This window comes from Desulfuribacillus stibiiarsenatis, assembly GCF_001742305.1.
In the GTDB taxonomy this organism is placed as follows: domain Bacteria; phylum Bacillota; class Bacilli; order Desulfuribacillales; family Desulfuribacillaceae; genus Desulfuribacillus_A; species Desulfuribacillus_A stibiiarsenatis.
The window spans coordinates 218,513-233,716 of record NZ_MJAT01000035.1 but is presented as its reverse complement, the minus strand read 5'-3'; the positions used below and the strand labels follow the sequence as shown (position 1 = coordinate 233,716).

Genomic DNA, 15,204 nt, shown 5'->3' with positions numbered 1-15,204 from the left:
CTTGTGAATAGTTTGTCTGTTCTATCAACATAGCAGGTTTCCTGTCCTGCACAGTCTGCATTCTTTCGAATGCGAGAATTGACGTTGTTATGATTGCACTATACAGTTTTCAAGGAACTTTTTGATGGATTGTTTTTGCTTCAACCCACGCTTGTTTGTTTCGTTTGTGTCATCGCCTTGTTTTTAGCGACTTTCATATCATATCACAGCCAGTTTGTTGTGTCAACATGTTTTTTCAAATTCTTTTTTGAGTCTGTTCGAAATCTTTTTTTGAATTTGTGTAGGGCGATTCTTTCGAAGTTACCTCACCATGTTGCAAGCCGAAGCTTGTGTCTGTTGTATGATGTGTTGTTTGTGCTCGTTTCGGAGCGACAAATAGTATCTTACCACGAATCGAATAACAATTGCAACTAGAAATTTAAGAATTATAAAAAAAGAATACTCGATAACCAGCAACCGCTTAGCTCAAGTATTCTTTATCCATTCATTATTGAACTACTTTATAACCTTTTTCTAATAATGCATTGACTGCTTCATCTGTTTGTTCTCCAACGACACGACAGAAGATTTGCACCATACGATTTGGCAGATGATACAGCGCAAGATTCGTTATGTCTAATTGAAATTCCTTAATGACAGACGATACTTCATTCATAATCCCTAGTTCATCACGAACCTCAACGACGATTCGTCTCCCCGGACTACGAACTCCCATGATATCAAGAAAAGCATCCATAATATCATTTTGCGAGATGATTCCGACGATTTGACCTGACTCTAGAACCGGGAGTGCACCAATCTTATATTCTCTCATATCAAGGGCTGCATCTTCGATTAATGTTTCGGGAGAACAAGTGATAACCTTCTTTGTAGAAACATCCTTCACCGTCGCCTTAGATAATAACTCATTCACTTCATATTTACTAAGTGATGTGGCAGCTGAAGGTGAAGCTTCTCTTAAATCTCCATCCGTAACAATGCCGACTAGTTTGCCCTTTTCGACAACTGGCAGGCGGTTAATTCTCTTTGTTTTCATGATATTCACTGCATTTAAAATATTTTCATCTGGTGATACTGTGATGACTTGAGGTTTCATGAATTGCTGAACATACATTTAATTCACCCTCCTTAAGCTTCTTTAGTTATACGTATACTAGCCACCAAGATATGCTTTTTTCACTTCTTCACTTTCTAGCAATTCTTTTGCATCGCCTTCTAGAACGATCTTGCCAGTTTCCAAAACATACGCTCTATTGGCAATCGATAACGCCATTCTAGCATTCTGCTCAACAAGTAAGACCGTTGTTCCTGATTCGTTAATTTCTTTAATAATTTCGAAAATCTGCTTCACTAGCAGCGGTGCAAGACCCATAGATGGCTCGTCAAGTATGAGTAATTGCGGTCTAGACATGACAGCACGGCCCATCGCGAGCATCTGTTGTTCGCCACCTGAAAGTGTCCCTGCCAATTGTTTTCTTCGTTCTCTCAAGCGCGGGAATAGCGTATATACTTTTTCCATATCATCTTTAATGTTCTGTTTATCCTTGCGTAGATATGCCCCTAAATCAAGGTTTTCCGATACACTCATATTGGCAAAGATTCTTCGTCCTTCAGGAACATGTGAGATTCCCATCGCTACAATTTCAGGAGCATTTACATTGGAAAGGTCCTTGTCCTTAAATTGTACTGAGCCTTGCTTCGGGTGAAGTAACCCTGATATCGTTTTCAAGCAAGTGCTTTTCCCAGCGCCATTTGATCCAATTAAAGTAACTATTTCCCCTTGATTCACTTGGAAAGAGATTCCCTTCAACGCATGAATTGCACCATAATACACATGGACATTGTTCAATGACAGCATTAGATTGTCTCCTCTCCAAGATATGCTTCAATAACCTTAGGGTTATTTTTAATTTCGTCCGGTGTTCCACTAGCAATCACCATACCATAATCAAGAACGTAAATACGCTCACAAACTCCCATTACCAAAGGCATATCATGCTCGATAAGAAGTATTGTCAGATTAAATTCATCACGGATCCAGCGAATCAATTCCATTAAACTATGTGTTTCCTGCGGATTCATACCTGCAGCAGGTTCATCCAATAGAAGTAGTGAAGGCTTCGTGGCTAGTGCTCTTGCGATTTCTAAGCGGCGTTGCTGGCCATATGGCAGATTTTTCGCTAGTTCATCCGCTTTGGTATCTAAATCGAATATCTTTAAGTATTTTAATGATTGCTCTTCAATTTCCTCTTCGCCTTTAAAATACCCCGGCAGACGCAGGATTCCAGTAAGGGTGTTGTAACTGACATGCTGGTGATACGCAATTTTCACATTATCTAATACCGTAAGATCATCGAAGAGGCGTATATTTTGAAATGTTCGGCCAATCCCATGGCCCGATACCTTATATGGTGGAAGTCCATTCATTTTTCTACCTTGAAAGGTTATAGTACCATCCGTTGGAAGATACACTCCAGTCAGCAAGTTAAATGCAGTTGTTTTCCCTGCACCATTTGGACCTATCAGTCCAATCAACTCACCTTTGTTAATTTCCATATCCAGGTTTGAGACGGCTTTTAAGCCACTAAAAGATTTAGATAACTTTTCAACTTTAAGTAGTGCCATTCTCATCACCCTTCTTTTTGAAGTTTAGGAAATTAAATTTCAATTCTTTATTCCCCATAAGTCCATTCGGTCTAAAAATCATCAGTATAATTAAGAGTACCGCGATGATTAGCATACGGAATTCTGGGTATCCCGCTAAAAGTGCGGACCCAATTGTCATTATCATGGCACCAACTATGGCACCTGTTGTACTACCTAGTCCACCTAGTACAACCATAGCTAAAATCTCAAAGGATTTCCAAAAATTAAAGGTCGTAGGTTGAATAAAATACATGTAGTTGGCATAAATTCCACCGGCAAGACCTGCAAACATCGCACCAATCGTAAATGCCATAACCTTATATTTGGTTGTGTTAATCCCCATTGCTTCTGCAGCAATCTCATTTTCCCTAACAGAAATACACGCGCGACCGTGGGATGAGTTAATGAAGTTACTAATTACCACAACACTTAGAACCATTAACCAAAATGCCCATGTCCAATCGATAGTCTTCGGTACAGAAAATCCGGTTGCACCGCCAAGATAGTCTACATTCAAAAAGGTAATACGAACAATTTCACCAAAACCTAGGGTCGCAATCGCAAGGTAATCCCCCCTGAGCCTTAAGGTCGGAATTCCTATCAACATTCCAGCAAGGCCGGCAAGAACCGCACCAAATATTATCCCTACAAGCATTGAGCCTTGAAACTTCACAACAACCATCGCCGACATATATGCACCGATTGCCATAAAGCCAGCATGCCCAATTGCTAATTGACCTGTAAAACCTGTAATCAAGTTTTGGCTGACTGCCAAAATAATATAGATACATACAAGTATCAATGTCATCATATAAAACTGGTTCAACGATTGAGTAACAAATAAATATTCAACAATACCATACACAGCGAAAAGACATAGTAGAATCACAGCGTTTTTCTTATTCAATAATCTCATGACCCCACCTACACTTTCTCGCGTGTATTCTTGCCTAGTAAGCCTGATGGCTTTACAATAAGCACGAGAATTAGTATGAAGAATGCTACCGCATCACGCCACATTGAAAATCCAAGACCACTTACTAGAGACTCAATAAGACCCATGAATAATCCACCAATCATAGCCCCAGGTATAATTCCAATCCCACCAAGTACTGCTGCCGTAAAGGCTTTTAGACCTGGCATAATACCCATCAACGGATTAATTGTATTAAAATACACTCCCATTAAAACCCCTGCAGCTGCCGCTAAGCAAGAACCGATAGCAAAAGTCGCAGAAATTGTGTTATTCACATTGATTCCCATTAAAGCAGCAGCTTCTTTATCGTGAGAAACGGCACGCATAGCTTTTCCAACCTTCGTGTACTTCACTACAAAATGCAAAAGTGCCATTAACGCAACTGCTGTAATGATAATGACGACATCTCCATATTTAAAAGTAATTGCCCCAAAAGGATTGTACACAGTTTGCGGGAAAACCTCAGGGAACGTGCGAACCTGTGGTCCCATAACAAGAATTCCGCCGTATTCTAAAAACAACGACATCCCAATTGCAGTGATTAAAGCTGCTAATCTAGTAGCATTTCTAAGAGGTTTATACGCAATTCTTTCAATAATCACACCAAGTAATGCTGTTAATATCATCGCCACAATTAGCGCTGGTAAAAACATCATTTTCAGCGTAGTTGTACAGAACCACCCAATATATGCACCAACCATCATAACGTCACCATGGGCAAAATTAATTAATTTAATGATACCGTAAACCATCGTGTATCCCAAGGCAATCAGTGCATATATACTCCCTAATGAAAGGCCATTGATAAATTGTTGCAATATCAAATCGACACTTTCCATCCTTCCACTCCCATTCTCTAGTAATTCATTTAGTGTATGTAGTAATAAAAGAGGGGGATAAGTCCCCCTCTTCAGTTTGAGATGTAAATTGATAATAGTAGTTTAATAGCTATCTTAAAAAACTTATCTTAAGATACTTTACTTAGGGTCAACCCTTGTAGCGAATACCTTCTCGCCATCTTTAAACTCTAGGATTGTAGCACTCTTCTTCGGGTTATGTGTAGCCGCATCGATATTGATTGCTCCACTTACACCTTGGAATCCGCTTGTAGTCTCTAAAGCTAATCGGATTGCCTCAGCATCTGTACTTCCAGCCGCTTCAATTGCAGCAATCAACATTTTCGTAGCATCATAGCCAAGTGCGCCGAAACTGTCTGCATCTTGATTGTATTCTTTCTTATAGTTCGCATTGAATTCAGCTATCGCAGGGTCATCTGATGCTACATGGTCAACATAATACGTGTTGTTCATCGCATCTTTGCCAGCAACATCTACGATTGGCCCAGATCCCCATCCGTCTCCACCTAAGATGGCAGCTGTAATACCTAATTCACGAGCTTGCTTTACAATCATACCAACTTCACCATAGTAACCAGGAACGAAGATGATATCAGGATTTTTAGAACGAATATTTGTTAAAATTGAACGGAAATCTGTATCTTGCCCAGCAACATATAGTTCTGAAGCAACAACTTCTTTTCCAGCAGCTTCAAAAGTCTTCTTAAAGCTATCAGCTAAACCTTTTGCGTAGTCACCTTTTTGATCGATTACTAATGCAGCTTTTGACACTTTTAATGTATCAAGTGCAAAGTTAGCAGCTACTTCACCCTGGAAAGGATCGATAAAGCATGCTCTGAATAACCATGCATTCACAGAACCATTGTCATTCACAGTAACCTTTGAATTGGTTCCTGTAGGTGTTACAAGAGGGATTTTATGTTCAGTTACAACTGGAATTGCTGCTAATGTATTTCCTGATGTCATCGGACCAACAATACCTACAACTTTATCCATAGTGATTAACTTCGTTGTAGCAGCAGTTGATTCTCCTGCCTCTGACTTATTATCAGCGCCTACATACACGATTTTCTTTCCGCCAAGGATACCACCTTGCTCGTTAATTTCTTTAATTGCAAGTTTTGCGCCATTTTCACCTTTTTTACCGAATTCAGCAACTCCACCTGTTAATTCGAAGTTACCACCGATTTTAATTACTTCTTCTGCAGTGCTCTTTCCACCTTGGTCTGGTTGAGAACTTGGAGTAGTTTTTGATCCACAACCGACGATTAAGACTAAGCTCATTACAACTACTAAAGCGTACAATAAAATTTTCTTTGTTTTCACTTTTTTCTTTCTCCCCTTTTAAGTTGCGATTTACTTTAATCCATTCACATGCTAAAGCACTGAATATTCTTAATATTATAATTATACGACTGTTGTGTCAATACAGTTTTTCTTCATTATTAGCTGATTTCATAGGGTTTAAGGCGTTAAACTTAATTCTTTTCTAAATTTTCCTATTATTTAGATATATTTTCTCTGCTTTGCTGCAATTTCACTATTTTTGCAGCTTGATTTACAATAATTTTCAAATTCGTGTGTCTAGTAAAAAGGACAGGGACACTACGCGATGAAGCGTGCGCTTTGATTGTCCACATGCAATTATGGGATATATGTTGCGTAAGTACGACGAGAACATCGCTTTTTTTCATAAGGCTTAGACCTTCAATGTCTTGAACAGATATAGAATTTAATATTCTAAAAGGTGCTTCGCCAGTATCTAAATCATCCTGCGAGAATTGAATATCGCCAAAAACCCCAATCGTTTTCCCGCGCAGTATTTCCTCATTAGATTCAATAGTAGACCCAAGAATATCCAATTCACGGACCTTCTCATCCAAAGTGTCTAATAATTCTTTCTCTGAATCTTCTTCCATCTTACGCACTACATCTTCTTTTAACTCTCGTAGTGGTACGAGGTCCGCGCGCAGTTCATCAATGATTCCTTTGAGTTCTTTAATTTTTCGTGTTTGTGCGGCGTCTGTACCTTGTTCTTCCCTAGCTTGTAATTGCTTAGTTATCGCATCATTTTTACTTTCGAGTTCTTTCACTTTATTTTCAAATAAAATAATTGATTCCTTCTGTCTAAGAATCGTATGTTTCATTTTCTCGATGGTTTCATTTGCTTTATCTAAATTCTTCTGAACTATATCGACAACCTCAGATTTCTTGCGATGACTACCTTTTGACTGGATGAGCTTTGATAATGCTTCTTCACGAAGGTAAGAGAAATAACTTGTTAATGGGAATTGCAATATCATATATAAAAGTAGTTTCTTGCCTATCATTTTCTGGTATTTCGGCACATTCCAATGCAAATAATAGATTCCTTGGATAAGCTCCCATTCCACAAAATACTTTACAATTAAGTAGTAAACAACCCTTGTACCTTCTTCGCCTTCATGTTCTATGATGGAACGAATTTGTTTTTTCACCCAATTCAAACGTGCTTTCTTGTCTTTTTTGTTTTTTGGATATTTTGTTTCTTTTATATGGATACCGAATGGCGTCTCAGCAATTGTATGAAATACATCGACAATTTCAGTTCCATCAATTTCTTGAATGATTTCCTCAAAGTGTATAGAAAAGTACGTGTAGCAAGTCTCATAAAACTCTTGTTGTTTTCGTGCAAGTAGACGATTTTGCTGATCTAACTGTTTCTGTATGTCGATTTGCTCCAGGTACGACCTTGTTATCGGGTACCCTAATGGCTCATTCGTGATGACAGGAACTTTAAGCGTACCAATGTGGTAACTTTGATGGTCTGCAAATAGCTCATCTTCTAGTTCTTTACTTATAACCGCTGTGTGCTTAATACGAATATGAGTTGGATACATGTTCTTACCACAGCAAACTAGCCCTGGCAATATATATAAATCCTTAAAAAAAAGCACCCACGGCAAGCTAGAAATTGGTAGCTTTTCAGGTGTTTTTTCGAGGCTTATTTCGTGTACCCCACCACATTCTGGACAATCCACATAAGCAACAGGGGTAACACCATAGAATTCTAATATATCTTTTGCAAACGTGTTGTCCATGAGCACCCCTCCATTCCATAAGCTTTCTCTTATTTTGTTAAAATTTCAATAAATTCAATCCGATTTCTTCACTAAATGCTCGATCAACAGAACCATTAAAAGTAATGATCACAATTTCCGCTGTTGCACTTACAGTAGCTGCATTTAAATGCCCTCCATACGTCGCATATTTATCATCTGATAAACATGCATGGAAATGCAAATAGGTCTCCCCATTCATCGTGGAAATGTTTCCAGTCAAGCTAGCAATTTCGAAATCCCCTGTAAGTTCTGTAGAGTGATATTTCTTAGTGCCTGTTTCAAACAAACCAATGGTAGCCTTGTTCACAGCACCAAGACCACTGACAAGACCTAATTTTATGTTTTGCTCTGTGCAGAATTTTTTCAAAGTCTCAATAATTTCTTCGCCTTTGTCAATTCTAACGACATAGGTGTTATCAATTTTTCTGAATTCCATGTGGATTTCCCTCCATTTTTTCTCATTCTATACGTCTATATATAAAGAAAACTTGGCATTCGCCAATTGGTCACATTTAAACCCTATACTACTTCAATCCAACATGGATTTGTTTTCGGAAGAACTTTCCCAATAATCGCCGCCTCAATCCCTTGTTCCATTAGCTCCTGCATTGCTTGTCCTGCAGCTTCAGGAGTTACACTTAGTAGGAGACCGCCAGAAGTTATGGCATCACACAATACATGCTGAAGTGGTAAATCGATATGTTGTGCATACGATACAAATTCGTTGAGCCACTCATGATTTGCTTTTGACCCACCAGGCACGATTCCCTCAGCCGCGTATGTCAGTGTATTTTCTAAAACAGGAACTTTAGCAGCCTCTATTTCCATAGAAACTTCACTCGCTTTAGCCATCTCATAGCTATGTCCAAGTAAACCAAAGCCAGTAATATCAGTACATGCGTGAACCTCATATTTCCGGAATACTTCGCTAGCTACTTTGTTTAAGAACGCCATAGTTTCGCTTACTCTCGCAATGTCATGCTGTGAAGCCCTACCGCGTTTAATGGCTGTCGTTATAATCCCAACACCGATAGGCTTCGTAAGGACTAGTACATCTCCTGCTACTGCACCTTTATTGGCCCAGAATTTTTTCGGATGGCAAAGGCCCGTCACAGATAGTCCGTACTTGGGTTCTGCGTCATCTATAGAGTGCCCTCCGACAATCACTGCACCTGCTTCTCGAACTTTATCCGCTCCTCCGCGAAGGATATCCGCTAACACATGAGCACCAATCGCTTTAATTTGGAAGCCAACAATGTTCATAGCCGTAATCGGCTTTCCACCCATTGCATATACATCACTGAGTGCATTGGCCGCTGCTATCTGTCCGAACATATACGGGTCATCGACTACGGGAGTGAAATAGTCTAATGTTTGAATCAAAGCAATCTCGTCGGTCAGACGATAAACCCCTGCATCATCAGAATAATCGATCCCTACTAATAAGTTAGGGTCTTCTAGGTTTGGTGGTAAATGACACAATACTTGTGCCAAATCGGCTGGGCCGATCTTACAGCCTCAACCAGCTTTGCTCGATAATGAAGTTAGTTTTATAGGCTCTTGCTCTTTATTCATTAGAACACCTCTTTTCAACAAATTTGAGTGTTTCAACCACTAACGGAAACTCCTCAGGCAAAATGGTACGTACGTCTAATTGAATTCTATCTTGGAATACCCTTGGAACCACAGGATTCGGGGCTTGTCTCATGAAATCCACTGCTCGTGATACACTATGATTCGGATATGCAATCGACACTAAATGGGTAGGTAGCTGCTCTAGCGGCAAAGCGCCACCCCCTATTTGTGAAAATCCAGGTATAATCTCGCATTCAATTGCTAGTTTACTTTCCTTAATTTGATTCACCAACATATGAGCTTTTTCTAACTGTTGCTCTTCTGTTTCTGTGATTAACTGTAAAGTAGGAATCTTCTCATATTCTTCTTTGACATAATGAAGTAACGTTCCTTGCAAGGCTGCCACTGTGAATTTATCAACACGCAATGCGCGATTGAGTTGGTTTTTCTTGATTCGATCTATGTACTTTTTCTTTCCGACAATAATACCTGCTTGGGGTCCTCCTAATAGCTTGTCTCCACTAAACGAAACAATGTCTACCCCTGATTTTACTACTTCCTGCACAGTTGGTTCATCACCAATTCTCCGTGCCTTCAAGTCAAACAGCATCCCACTGCCTAAATCCTCATAAACAGGAATACCCTTTTTGTTCCCAAGCTCTACAAGTTCCTCAGAGCTAACACTTTTCGTGAAACCGACAACTCGAAAATTACTCGTATGAACTTTTAATAAAAGCTTCGTTGCTTCAGTAATATGATTTTCGTAATCGTATAAATGCGTCTTGTTCGTCGTTCCTACTTCCACCATGGTGGCTTGACTTTCCTTCATCACTTCTGATACACGGAAGGAACCACCAATCTCAACAAGTTCACCGCGGGATACAATGACTTCCCCGCCCATTGCCATCTCTCGCAAGACAAGTAACACGGCAGCTGCATTGTTATTGACAACCATTGCCGCCTCTGCCCCAGTTAATTCACACAATAAATCTTCAACATGGGAGTATCGAGACCCACGCTTTCCTGAGTCAAGATTTAGTTCTAAGTTATTGTAGGACTCAGCCACTTGAACAATCATATCAGTTGATTCTTTAGATAAAATAGCTCGTCCTAAATTCGTATGTAAGACAACGCCCGTAGCATTGATGACCCTTTTGAGATTTGGTTGAAGATCCTTTTCCAACATTGCCTTTAAACGACGCAATACCACACTCTCTTGAAAATCATCTGGTAGCAATTCTTCAATCTCGCATCTCATTTGATCGACCAAAGAACTAGCTGCCTTCGAAATTTTAGAGAGTGGGTATTCTGATAGCCAACTTTTCACAATCGGGCTCTGCAACAACTTTCCTACTGCCGGTAATTTCCTATATTTCTGACTCATTATATTCCGCCTCCATATTTACCCGTTCCATTCTCTTTATTGTCTACTAATTGATGAGTAATTTCAACTATTATCCATTGTTTGTTGATCAGTTGAAATTCATACAAGGAGTGAACTTTATATGTGGCAAACATTTTTTGTTTCTTTACTACTGATAAAAAAAAGCTTTCTCCCGTTCTATCGTTGTTTTTTTGTAGTTTTATAGTCTCGATTTGATGAACAGGCGTGATTGAGATAGGGGCATCCGTTGGAACAATTGTATAGACTCCATTTGGACTTTTATGATAATAATATTCTATAATTGCATTGGACACTTTTGTGGAATAGTACGTTCTTAGTCGATCCTGGAGTTGCTTCAACTGCGTAGTTCGGAGGGTTTTCAAAGTATTCAAAAGGTGTTGATCTGCATCTGCTGCTCTCTTTAATAAGTGTTCCAACTGATGCTCTTGGGAAGGCTTTACATGTAGTAATTGCAACTCGGGGTCTTGATATATTTTTGAATTAATTAACTTTTCTACAACTTGGATTGGAACCATTGTACGTCCTGATTGCAAATGAATGTTTGCAACATTTGTTGGCAAGTCTTTCTCATTCATTTTGAACGTTACTACTTGGTGGGTAAGGGTATCAAATTGAATGTGAAAGGTTTGGTCTTCAATCTTACCAGTTACTACTTTGGTATAGGGCTCCCAATTCACAGTACCGCCTAAATTCTCAACAACAAAGCGTACAGGTATTGCAATATCTTCATTAGTGGGGCTAGGTGCTACATCAGGAAAAACATTTGTTCCATCAACAAACAGCGACCACTCATTCTCCTCAGTGGCATAGATAACATAGGAAGAGAATAGGAACATAATTCCCCATATAAAAATGCTGATTGTAATCATTTGCCAACTGACGATTCTACTTATTCTACTTTGAAGGTTCACAATATCATCACCCCAATATCTTTCTTTTTGGTACATCATATAGAACTTTCTATTGATTTATGCAGATTTTTTTAGAATGTTCCCAAGGTTTACAGGTTGAATAAGCATTATAAATATGGTATATTAAAAATTACTCTCATTAAACACATTCACCATTATGGGGGCGGTTAGGGTACTGGTGTCTCTCCCGGTCTTCAAAACCGCGCGTACGGCATGACTGTCGTAGCTGGGTTCGATTCCCAGACGCTCCCGCCAAATTAGTAGTACCAAAGCTTCAAGAGGTTTCGGCAAGTATGCCGAAACCTCTTTTTTGTGCCTGAAAAATAGTTGTCAAGCTATAATCTACTATGATTAACTCTTGCTTTTTAATACGATAGAACGACACATAAACATATTTGGTTCTTCTATAATCTCGAATCCCATATTACTTACTATTTCTTTTGTTTTTTGAAAGGATCTATTGCTGACATGGAAGAATGGCTCAACTACAAGGACCTTGCCATCTAGCTTGATTAATGATTTAACTTCTTGAAAGAATGTTTTTTGACAAGGAACTTCATGCACCATATAGAAAGCTAATATAAAATCTGCTTCAGCAGATAGTTCTAAACTTCTTTCTGAACATTGATGCGTTATAATGATTTCTTCAAGTTTTGTCCCGCGAATTTTATCCTTTAGGAATTCTAGCATTTTTTCTTGCAAGTCGATTGCAATAACTTTGCCTTTATCTCCAACTAGTTCTGCCATGGTAGTGGTAAAAAAGCCTGGACCACAACCAATATCTATTACCAACATACCTTTATTAATGTAATTCCCCAGTATTTTATTTGGGTTCTGGATGATTCCCCTCAATTTATTATCTAGGCTCTTTGCATGATCAATAGAGCATACTTGATGATTATTCATTGATAAGACCTCCCTATGTTTGGGTATACAAAATCACTCTACTTCTCGTTCATCTTCATCTACGGTTATTACATATCTACCTTCTCCAAACCCAAGTACCCAAAACTTTGCTTTTGGTAAGCCGTATTTTTCTAGCGCAATGAGTAAATCTTTCTCATGAGCATCGACAGCTTGTTCAGGATGTTCATTAAATGTGGCGTAATGTATTCCAATGCTTTGTAGTGATTCAAGTGTCATATGTGCTCGGACAGCATCATCTGGATTCATATGATGGTGAATCATATACCACCTTTTCTCATAGCTGCCTATAGGTAATATCGTTAATTGAAAGCTACCAAAACGTTTATTGATTTCCAAAAACAATTCATCATACCCTGTATCCCCTGCAAAATAGATGTTTCCCCCAGAACCTTCAATCACAAATCCTCCCCATAATGTGCGATTACGTCCAATAATCGACCTCCCAGAATTGTGTCGGGCAGGAACAAATGTGAACTTTATGTCCGTATAAGGCAATGTCCAATCTTGCCACCAATCCATTTCTGTGATCTTCGATGAACGTTTCGTACCAATTACCGATTTTACGCCTAATCCTACTAATATTTGAGGGTTATACTCTTTTATTAACTGGTTAATTGTAGGTAAGTCTAAGTGATCAAAATGATCATGACTAATCAGAATCACATCAATTCTAGGCAAATCCTCAAATGCTATTCCTGGTGCGCGAATTCGCTTTACTCCTACTCTGCCATCCCAACCGGCCCTTTCCGACCAGATTGGATCGGTAAGAATGTTAACCTCATCCACTTGAATCAATACGGTTGCGTGATTAATATACGTAACTTTTATTTCACCCATCTTCACATATTCTTCTGGAGCCTTTTGCAGTGGGTCATTAATCCAATCTGGCCAAATAACCATCTCCATTTCCCTAAGCCATTTTATAGTATCTCTAAATGTATTACTTTCTTTATAGTAGAATTGCCTCCCATCAAAATGTGCAGATACTGGTCCTATATAAAGTGGGCGCGTATAATAATACCAAATCACAATTCCGAAGAGTACAATCATAACCAATACTAATATTCCAATCCTATACCAACTCATCTTATGCTTTCACCACCTTGCTAATAGGGTAGTTCGAACGACTTGTAGCTTTAGTAAATGGCTACGGGTATATTGATATAAAACCTTTGTGTTAATTCTTCTACCAGTGACACTTCCCCACTTGCTGTGTTGACCCATACTTCCATAATCGGTGTCAGATTTGAAACTCGCGTTATGATGTCTTTTCCAATAGCTTCTGTTTCTCCACGTATTTCCGCCTTTATGAAGATTACCTTATACAAATCACGATCATAATCTCTAGGTGACAGATGGGGAGTAACGCCTTCTCTACCGTCTATTCCTTTCATTGGAATCTCTGATACATACCACTCCTTAGGTAGTATGTAGTTTAAATATTTTGTCTTATCTTCATCATTCGTACGTTCCAGCATCTTAAGTACTTGTTTATTTGATGTCACTATTTCAATAATTTTTTTCATTTTCTGTTCATCAATCTCACTTATAGATATATAGGCAGCATCAACTGTATAGTAGGTATATAGGCTATTTAATGTCATGTTGTCTAGCATTCTTGCCAGTCCAATCGCCCCTATAACCGTAATTATATAGATTGCAAATATCACAGCAATTCTCGCCAGCAATGGCCTATGAGCAAATTTTATTTTTCTAAATAAGTTAAATTTAATTGGAATAAACATATTTGTTTTGTTCTTATAGTCAAGATAGGATTGACCGAATTTCGCTTCACATTCCCTTTCCTCAACCCTAGCCAAAAGATAATAGGCAAATAGCATCGTGACAAACATGATGAGAATGATGTATCGTGGCCATAACAAAAGTAATCCAAAGCTACACACGATAAACGATGTGTATTGAGGGTGTCTTATATAGCGATAGATTCCCCCAGTTACTGCCCCTTTTTTAGCTAATTTGTAGTAATATACTTGTATTGCTCCGATACAGAAGAATAAGAAACCTAAAGTAGCCAGAAACCCTCCTATGAACGGGATAATATTAAATATAGGTATTGAGGTCTTAGCAATATGTGGCAAAAAGAAACTAATCATCCATGACCATGTAACGGACTGATTAAAAAAATCTAACGCTGGATTATATGCGGAATAAAAATAGATAGCGAAGGGGCTTGCCATATATAAAAACTCAAATGCTATGAAAACATAAAATATAGTTGCACCCCAAAAACTCCCCTTAATTGTTGCGTCTTTGTTATTACCACTCATACTAAGCACTTCCTCTCTCAACGTTAATATTTAAAAACTTAGCAACTTGCGCACAATCCATAAAAAACTATCTTTTTATCAACAATCATAAAGTCATGCTCTTTCTTAACGATTTCCTCAACATACTTTTTTAAGATATTTTTCCCCTCAATAACTCTCCCACACTTTTTGCATACTAGATGATAATGATCATATTTAGAAAGTTTAATCTCATAATAATTACGAATATCATCCAAAATTATTTTTGACACTACCCCTAATTTCATTAACATGCTTAGGGTTCTATACACTGTTGCTAATCCAATATCCTCACTTTTTTCCTTCACTAACTCATAGATTTCATCTACGGTAAGATGTTTATCATGATTCATTACCATGATTTCTATAACAACTCTACGTTGAGGGGTCATTCTGAAACCACCATTACTTAATTTACCTGCAATATTTTCACAAAACATTGCTAATGCCGCCACCTTAAGCACCTCCAATATACACCTATAGTTTGCGTTGCTATTATT

Annotated in this window: 15 protein-coding genes and 1 tRNA gene; 1 reads left to right on the top strand and 15 read right to left on the bottom strand. The window is 38.5% G+C overall.

Annotated features, from left to right (window positions below):
• Positions 1–487 precede the first annotated feature (487 nt).
• The 11 genes from BHU72_RS11500 to BHU72_RS11450 all read right to left on the bottom strand — a co-directional run bounded on the left by BHU72_RS11500 (position 488) and on the right by BHU72_RS11450 (position 11,510).
• Entirely contained in the window at positions 488–1,114 is a 627-nt protein-coding gene (locus tag BHU72_RS11500) for a CBS domain-containing protein (RefSeq protein WP_069702759.1), read from the bottom strand.
• 39 nt (positions 1,115–1,153) lie between these two features.
• The gene (locus BHU72_RS11495) at positions 1,154–1,858 is read right to left on the bottom strand and encodes an ABC transporter ATP-binding protein (RefSeq protein WP_069702758.1); all 705 of its coding nucleotides are present in this window, start codon (positions 1,856–1,858) and stop codon (positions 1,154–1,156) included.
• Positions 1,858–2,625, bottom strand: coding sequence for an ABC transporter ATP-binding protein (locus BHU72_RS11490; protein ID WP_069702757.1), 768 nt, complete (start codon positions 2,623–2,625; stop codon positions 1,858–1,860). Before BHU72_RS11490 ends, BHU72_RS11495 begins: the two co-directional genes overlap by 1 nt.
• Positions 2,612–3,562: a branched-chain amino acid ABC transporter permease gene (locus tag BHU72_RS11485; protein WP_069702756.1), complete on the bottom strand. Its 951-nt coding sequence runs from the start codon at positions 3,560–3,562 to the stop codon at positions 2,612–2,614. The genes BHU72_RS11490 and BHU72_RS11485 overlap by 14 nt, the downstream gene beginning before the upstream one ends.
• Before the next feature lie 8 nt (positions 3,563–3,570).
• A complete protein-coding gene (locus BHU72_RS11480; protein ID WP_069702755.1) occupies positions 3,571–4,461 on the bottom strand; it encodes a branched-chain amino acid ABC transporter permease in 891 nt (296 codons plus the stop codon).
• A 138-nt stretch (positions 4,462–4,599) separates the two neighbouring features.
• Complete coding sequence (locus BHU72_RS11475) at positions 4,600–5,805, bottom strand: ABC transporter substrate-binding protein (RefSeq protein ID WP_245671895.1); 1,206 nt, start codon at positions 5,803–5,805, stop codon at positions 4,600–4,602.
• A gap of 176 nt (positions 5,806–5,981) precedes the next feature.
• Positions 5,982–7,559, bottom strand: a complete 1,578-nt coding sequence (locus tag BHU72_RS11470; RefSeq protein WP_069702754.1) for a coiled-coil domain-containing protein — start codon at positions 7,557–7,559, stop codon at positions 5,982–5,984.
• Between the two features lie 37 nt (positions 7,560–7,596).
• Positions 7,597–8,016, bottom strand: a complete 420-nt coding sequence (locus tag BHU72_RS11465; RefSeq protein WP_069702753.1) for a PPC domain-containing DNA-binding protein — start codon at positions 8,014–8,016, stop codon at positions 7,597–7,599.
• A gap of 83 nt (positions 8,017–8,099) precedes the next feature.
• The gene (gene selD, locus BHU72_RS11460; RefSeq protein ID WP_083248429.1) at positions 8,100–9,155 is read right to left on the bottom strand and encodes a selenide, water dikinase SelD; all 1,056 of its coding nucleotides are present in this window, start codon (positions 9,153–9,155) and stop codon (positions 8,100–8,102) included.
• A complete protein-coding gene (selA, locus tag BHU72_RS11455) occupies positions 9,148–10,539 on the bottom strand; it encodes an L-seryl-tRNA(Sec) selenium transferase (RefSeq protein ID WP_069702752.1) in 1,392 nt (463 codons plus the stop codon). The genes selD and selA overlap by 8 nt, the downstream gene beginning before the upstream one ends.
• Positions 10,539–11,510, bottom strand: coding sequence for a stalk domain-containing protein (locus tag BHU72_RS11450; protein ID WP_069702751.1), 972 nt, complete (start codon positions 11,508–11,510; stop codon positions 10,539–10,541). Before BHU72_RS11450 ends, selA begins: the two co-directional genes overlap by 1 nt.
• 120 nt (positions 11,511–11,630) lie before the next feature.
• On the opposite strand from BHU72_RS11450, the gene BHU72_RS15905 reads away from it, so the two are divergent.
• A tRNA-Sec gene (locus BHU72_RS15905) sits at positions 11,631–11,726 on the top strand.
• A gap of 96 nt (positions 11,727–11,822) precedes the next feature.
• Here the strand turns inward: BHU72_RS15905 and BHU72_RS11445 are convergent.
• The 4 genes from BHU72_RS11445 to BHU72_RS11430 are packed head-to-tail and all read right to left on the bottom strand — an operon-like array spanning position 11,823 to position 15,159.
• Positions 11,823–12,377, bottom strand: a complete 555-nt coding sequence (locus BHU72_RS11445; protein ID WP_069702750.1) for a class I SAM-dependent methyltransferase — start codon at positions 12,375–12,377, stop codon at positions 11,823–11,825.
• Between the two features lie 33 nt (positions 12,378–12,410).
• Positions 12,411–13,484: an MBL fold metallo-hydrolase gene (locus BHU72_RS11440; protein ID WP_069702749.1), complete on the bottom strand. Its 1,074-nt coding sequence runs from the start codon at positions 13,482–13,484 to the stop codon at positions 12,411–12,413.
• 50 nt (positions 13,485–13,534) lie between these two features.
• Positions 13,535–14,686, bottom strand: coding sequence for a methyltransferase family protein (locus BHU72_RS11435; RefSeq protein WP_069702748.1), 1,152 nt, complete (start codon positions 14,684–14,686; stop codon positions 13,535–13,537).
• A gap of 38 nt (positions 14,687–14,724) precedes the next feature.
• Entirely contained in the window at positions 14,725–15,159 is a 435-nt protein-coding gene (locus BHU72_RS11430) for a Fur family transcriptional regulator (RefSeq protein ID WP_083248428.1), read from the bottom strand.
• Between the last annotated feature and the right edge of the window lie 45 nt (positions 15,160–15,204).

Excerpts from the sequence above, each read along its gene's own strand:
- BHU72_RS11500 (WP_069702759.1), bottom strand. The coding sequence starts at position 1,114 with ATGTATGTTCAGCAATTCATGAAACCTCAAGTCATCACAGTATCACCA.
- BHU72_RS11495 (WP_069702758.1), bottom strand. The coding sequence starts at position 1,858 with ATGCTGTCATTGAACAATGTCCATGTGTATTATGGTGCAATTCATGCG.
- BHU72_RS11490 (WP_069702757.1), bottom strand. The coding sequence starts at position 2,625 with ATGGCACTACTTAAAGTTGAAAAGTTATCTAAATCTTTTAGTGGCTTA.
- BHU72_RS11485 (WP_069702756.1), bottom strand. The coding sequence starts at position 3,562 with ATGAGATTATTGAATAAGAAAAACGCTGTGATTCTACTATGTCTTTTC.
- BHU72_RS11480 (WP_069702755.1), bottom strand. The coding sequence starts at position 4,461 with ATGGAAAGTGTCGATTTGATATTGCAACAATTTATCAATGGCCTTTCA.
- BHU72_RS11470 (WP_069702754.1), bottom strand. The coding sequence starts at position 7,559 with ATGGACAACACGTTTGCAAAAGATATATTAGAATTCTATGGTGTTACC.
- BHU72_RS11465 (WP_069702753.1), bottom strand. The coding sequence starts at position 8,016 with ATGGAATTCAGAAAAATTGATAACACCTATGTCGTTAGAATTGACAAA.
- selA (WP_069702752.1), bottom strand. The coding sequence starts at position 10,539 with ATGAGTCAGAAATATAGGAAATTACCGGCAGTAGGAAAGTTGTTGCAG.
- BHU72_RS11450 (WP_069702751.1), bottom strand. The coding sequence starts at position 11,510 with ATGATGTACCAAAAAGAAAGATATTGGGGTGATGATATTGTGAACCTT.
- BHU72_RS11445 (WP_069702750.1), bottom strand. The coding sequence starts at position 12,377 with ATGAATAATCATCAAGTATGCTCTATTGATCATGCAAAGAGCCTAGAT.
- BHU72_RS11440 (WP_069702749.1), bottom strand. The coding sequence starts at position 13,484 with ATGAGTTGGTATAGGATTGGAATATTAGTATTGGTTATGATTGTACTC.
- BHU72_RS11435 (WP_069702748.1), bottom strand. The coding sequence starts at position 14,686 with ATGAGTGGTAATAACAAAGACGCAACAATTAAGGGGAGTTTTTGGGGT.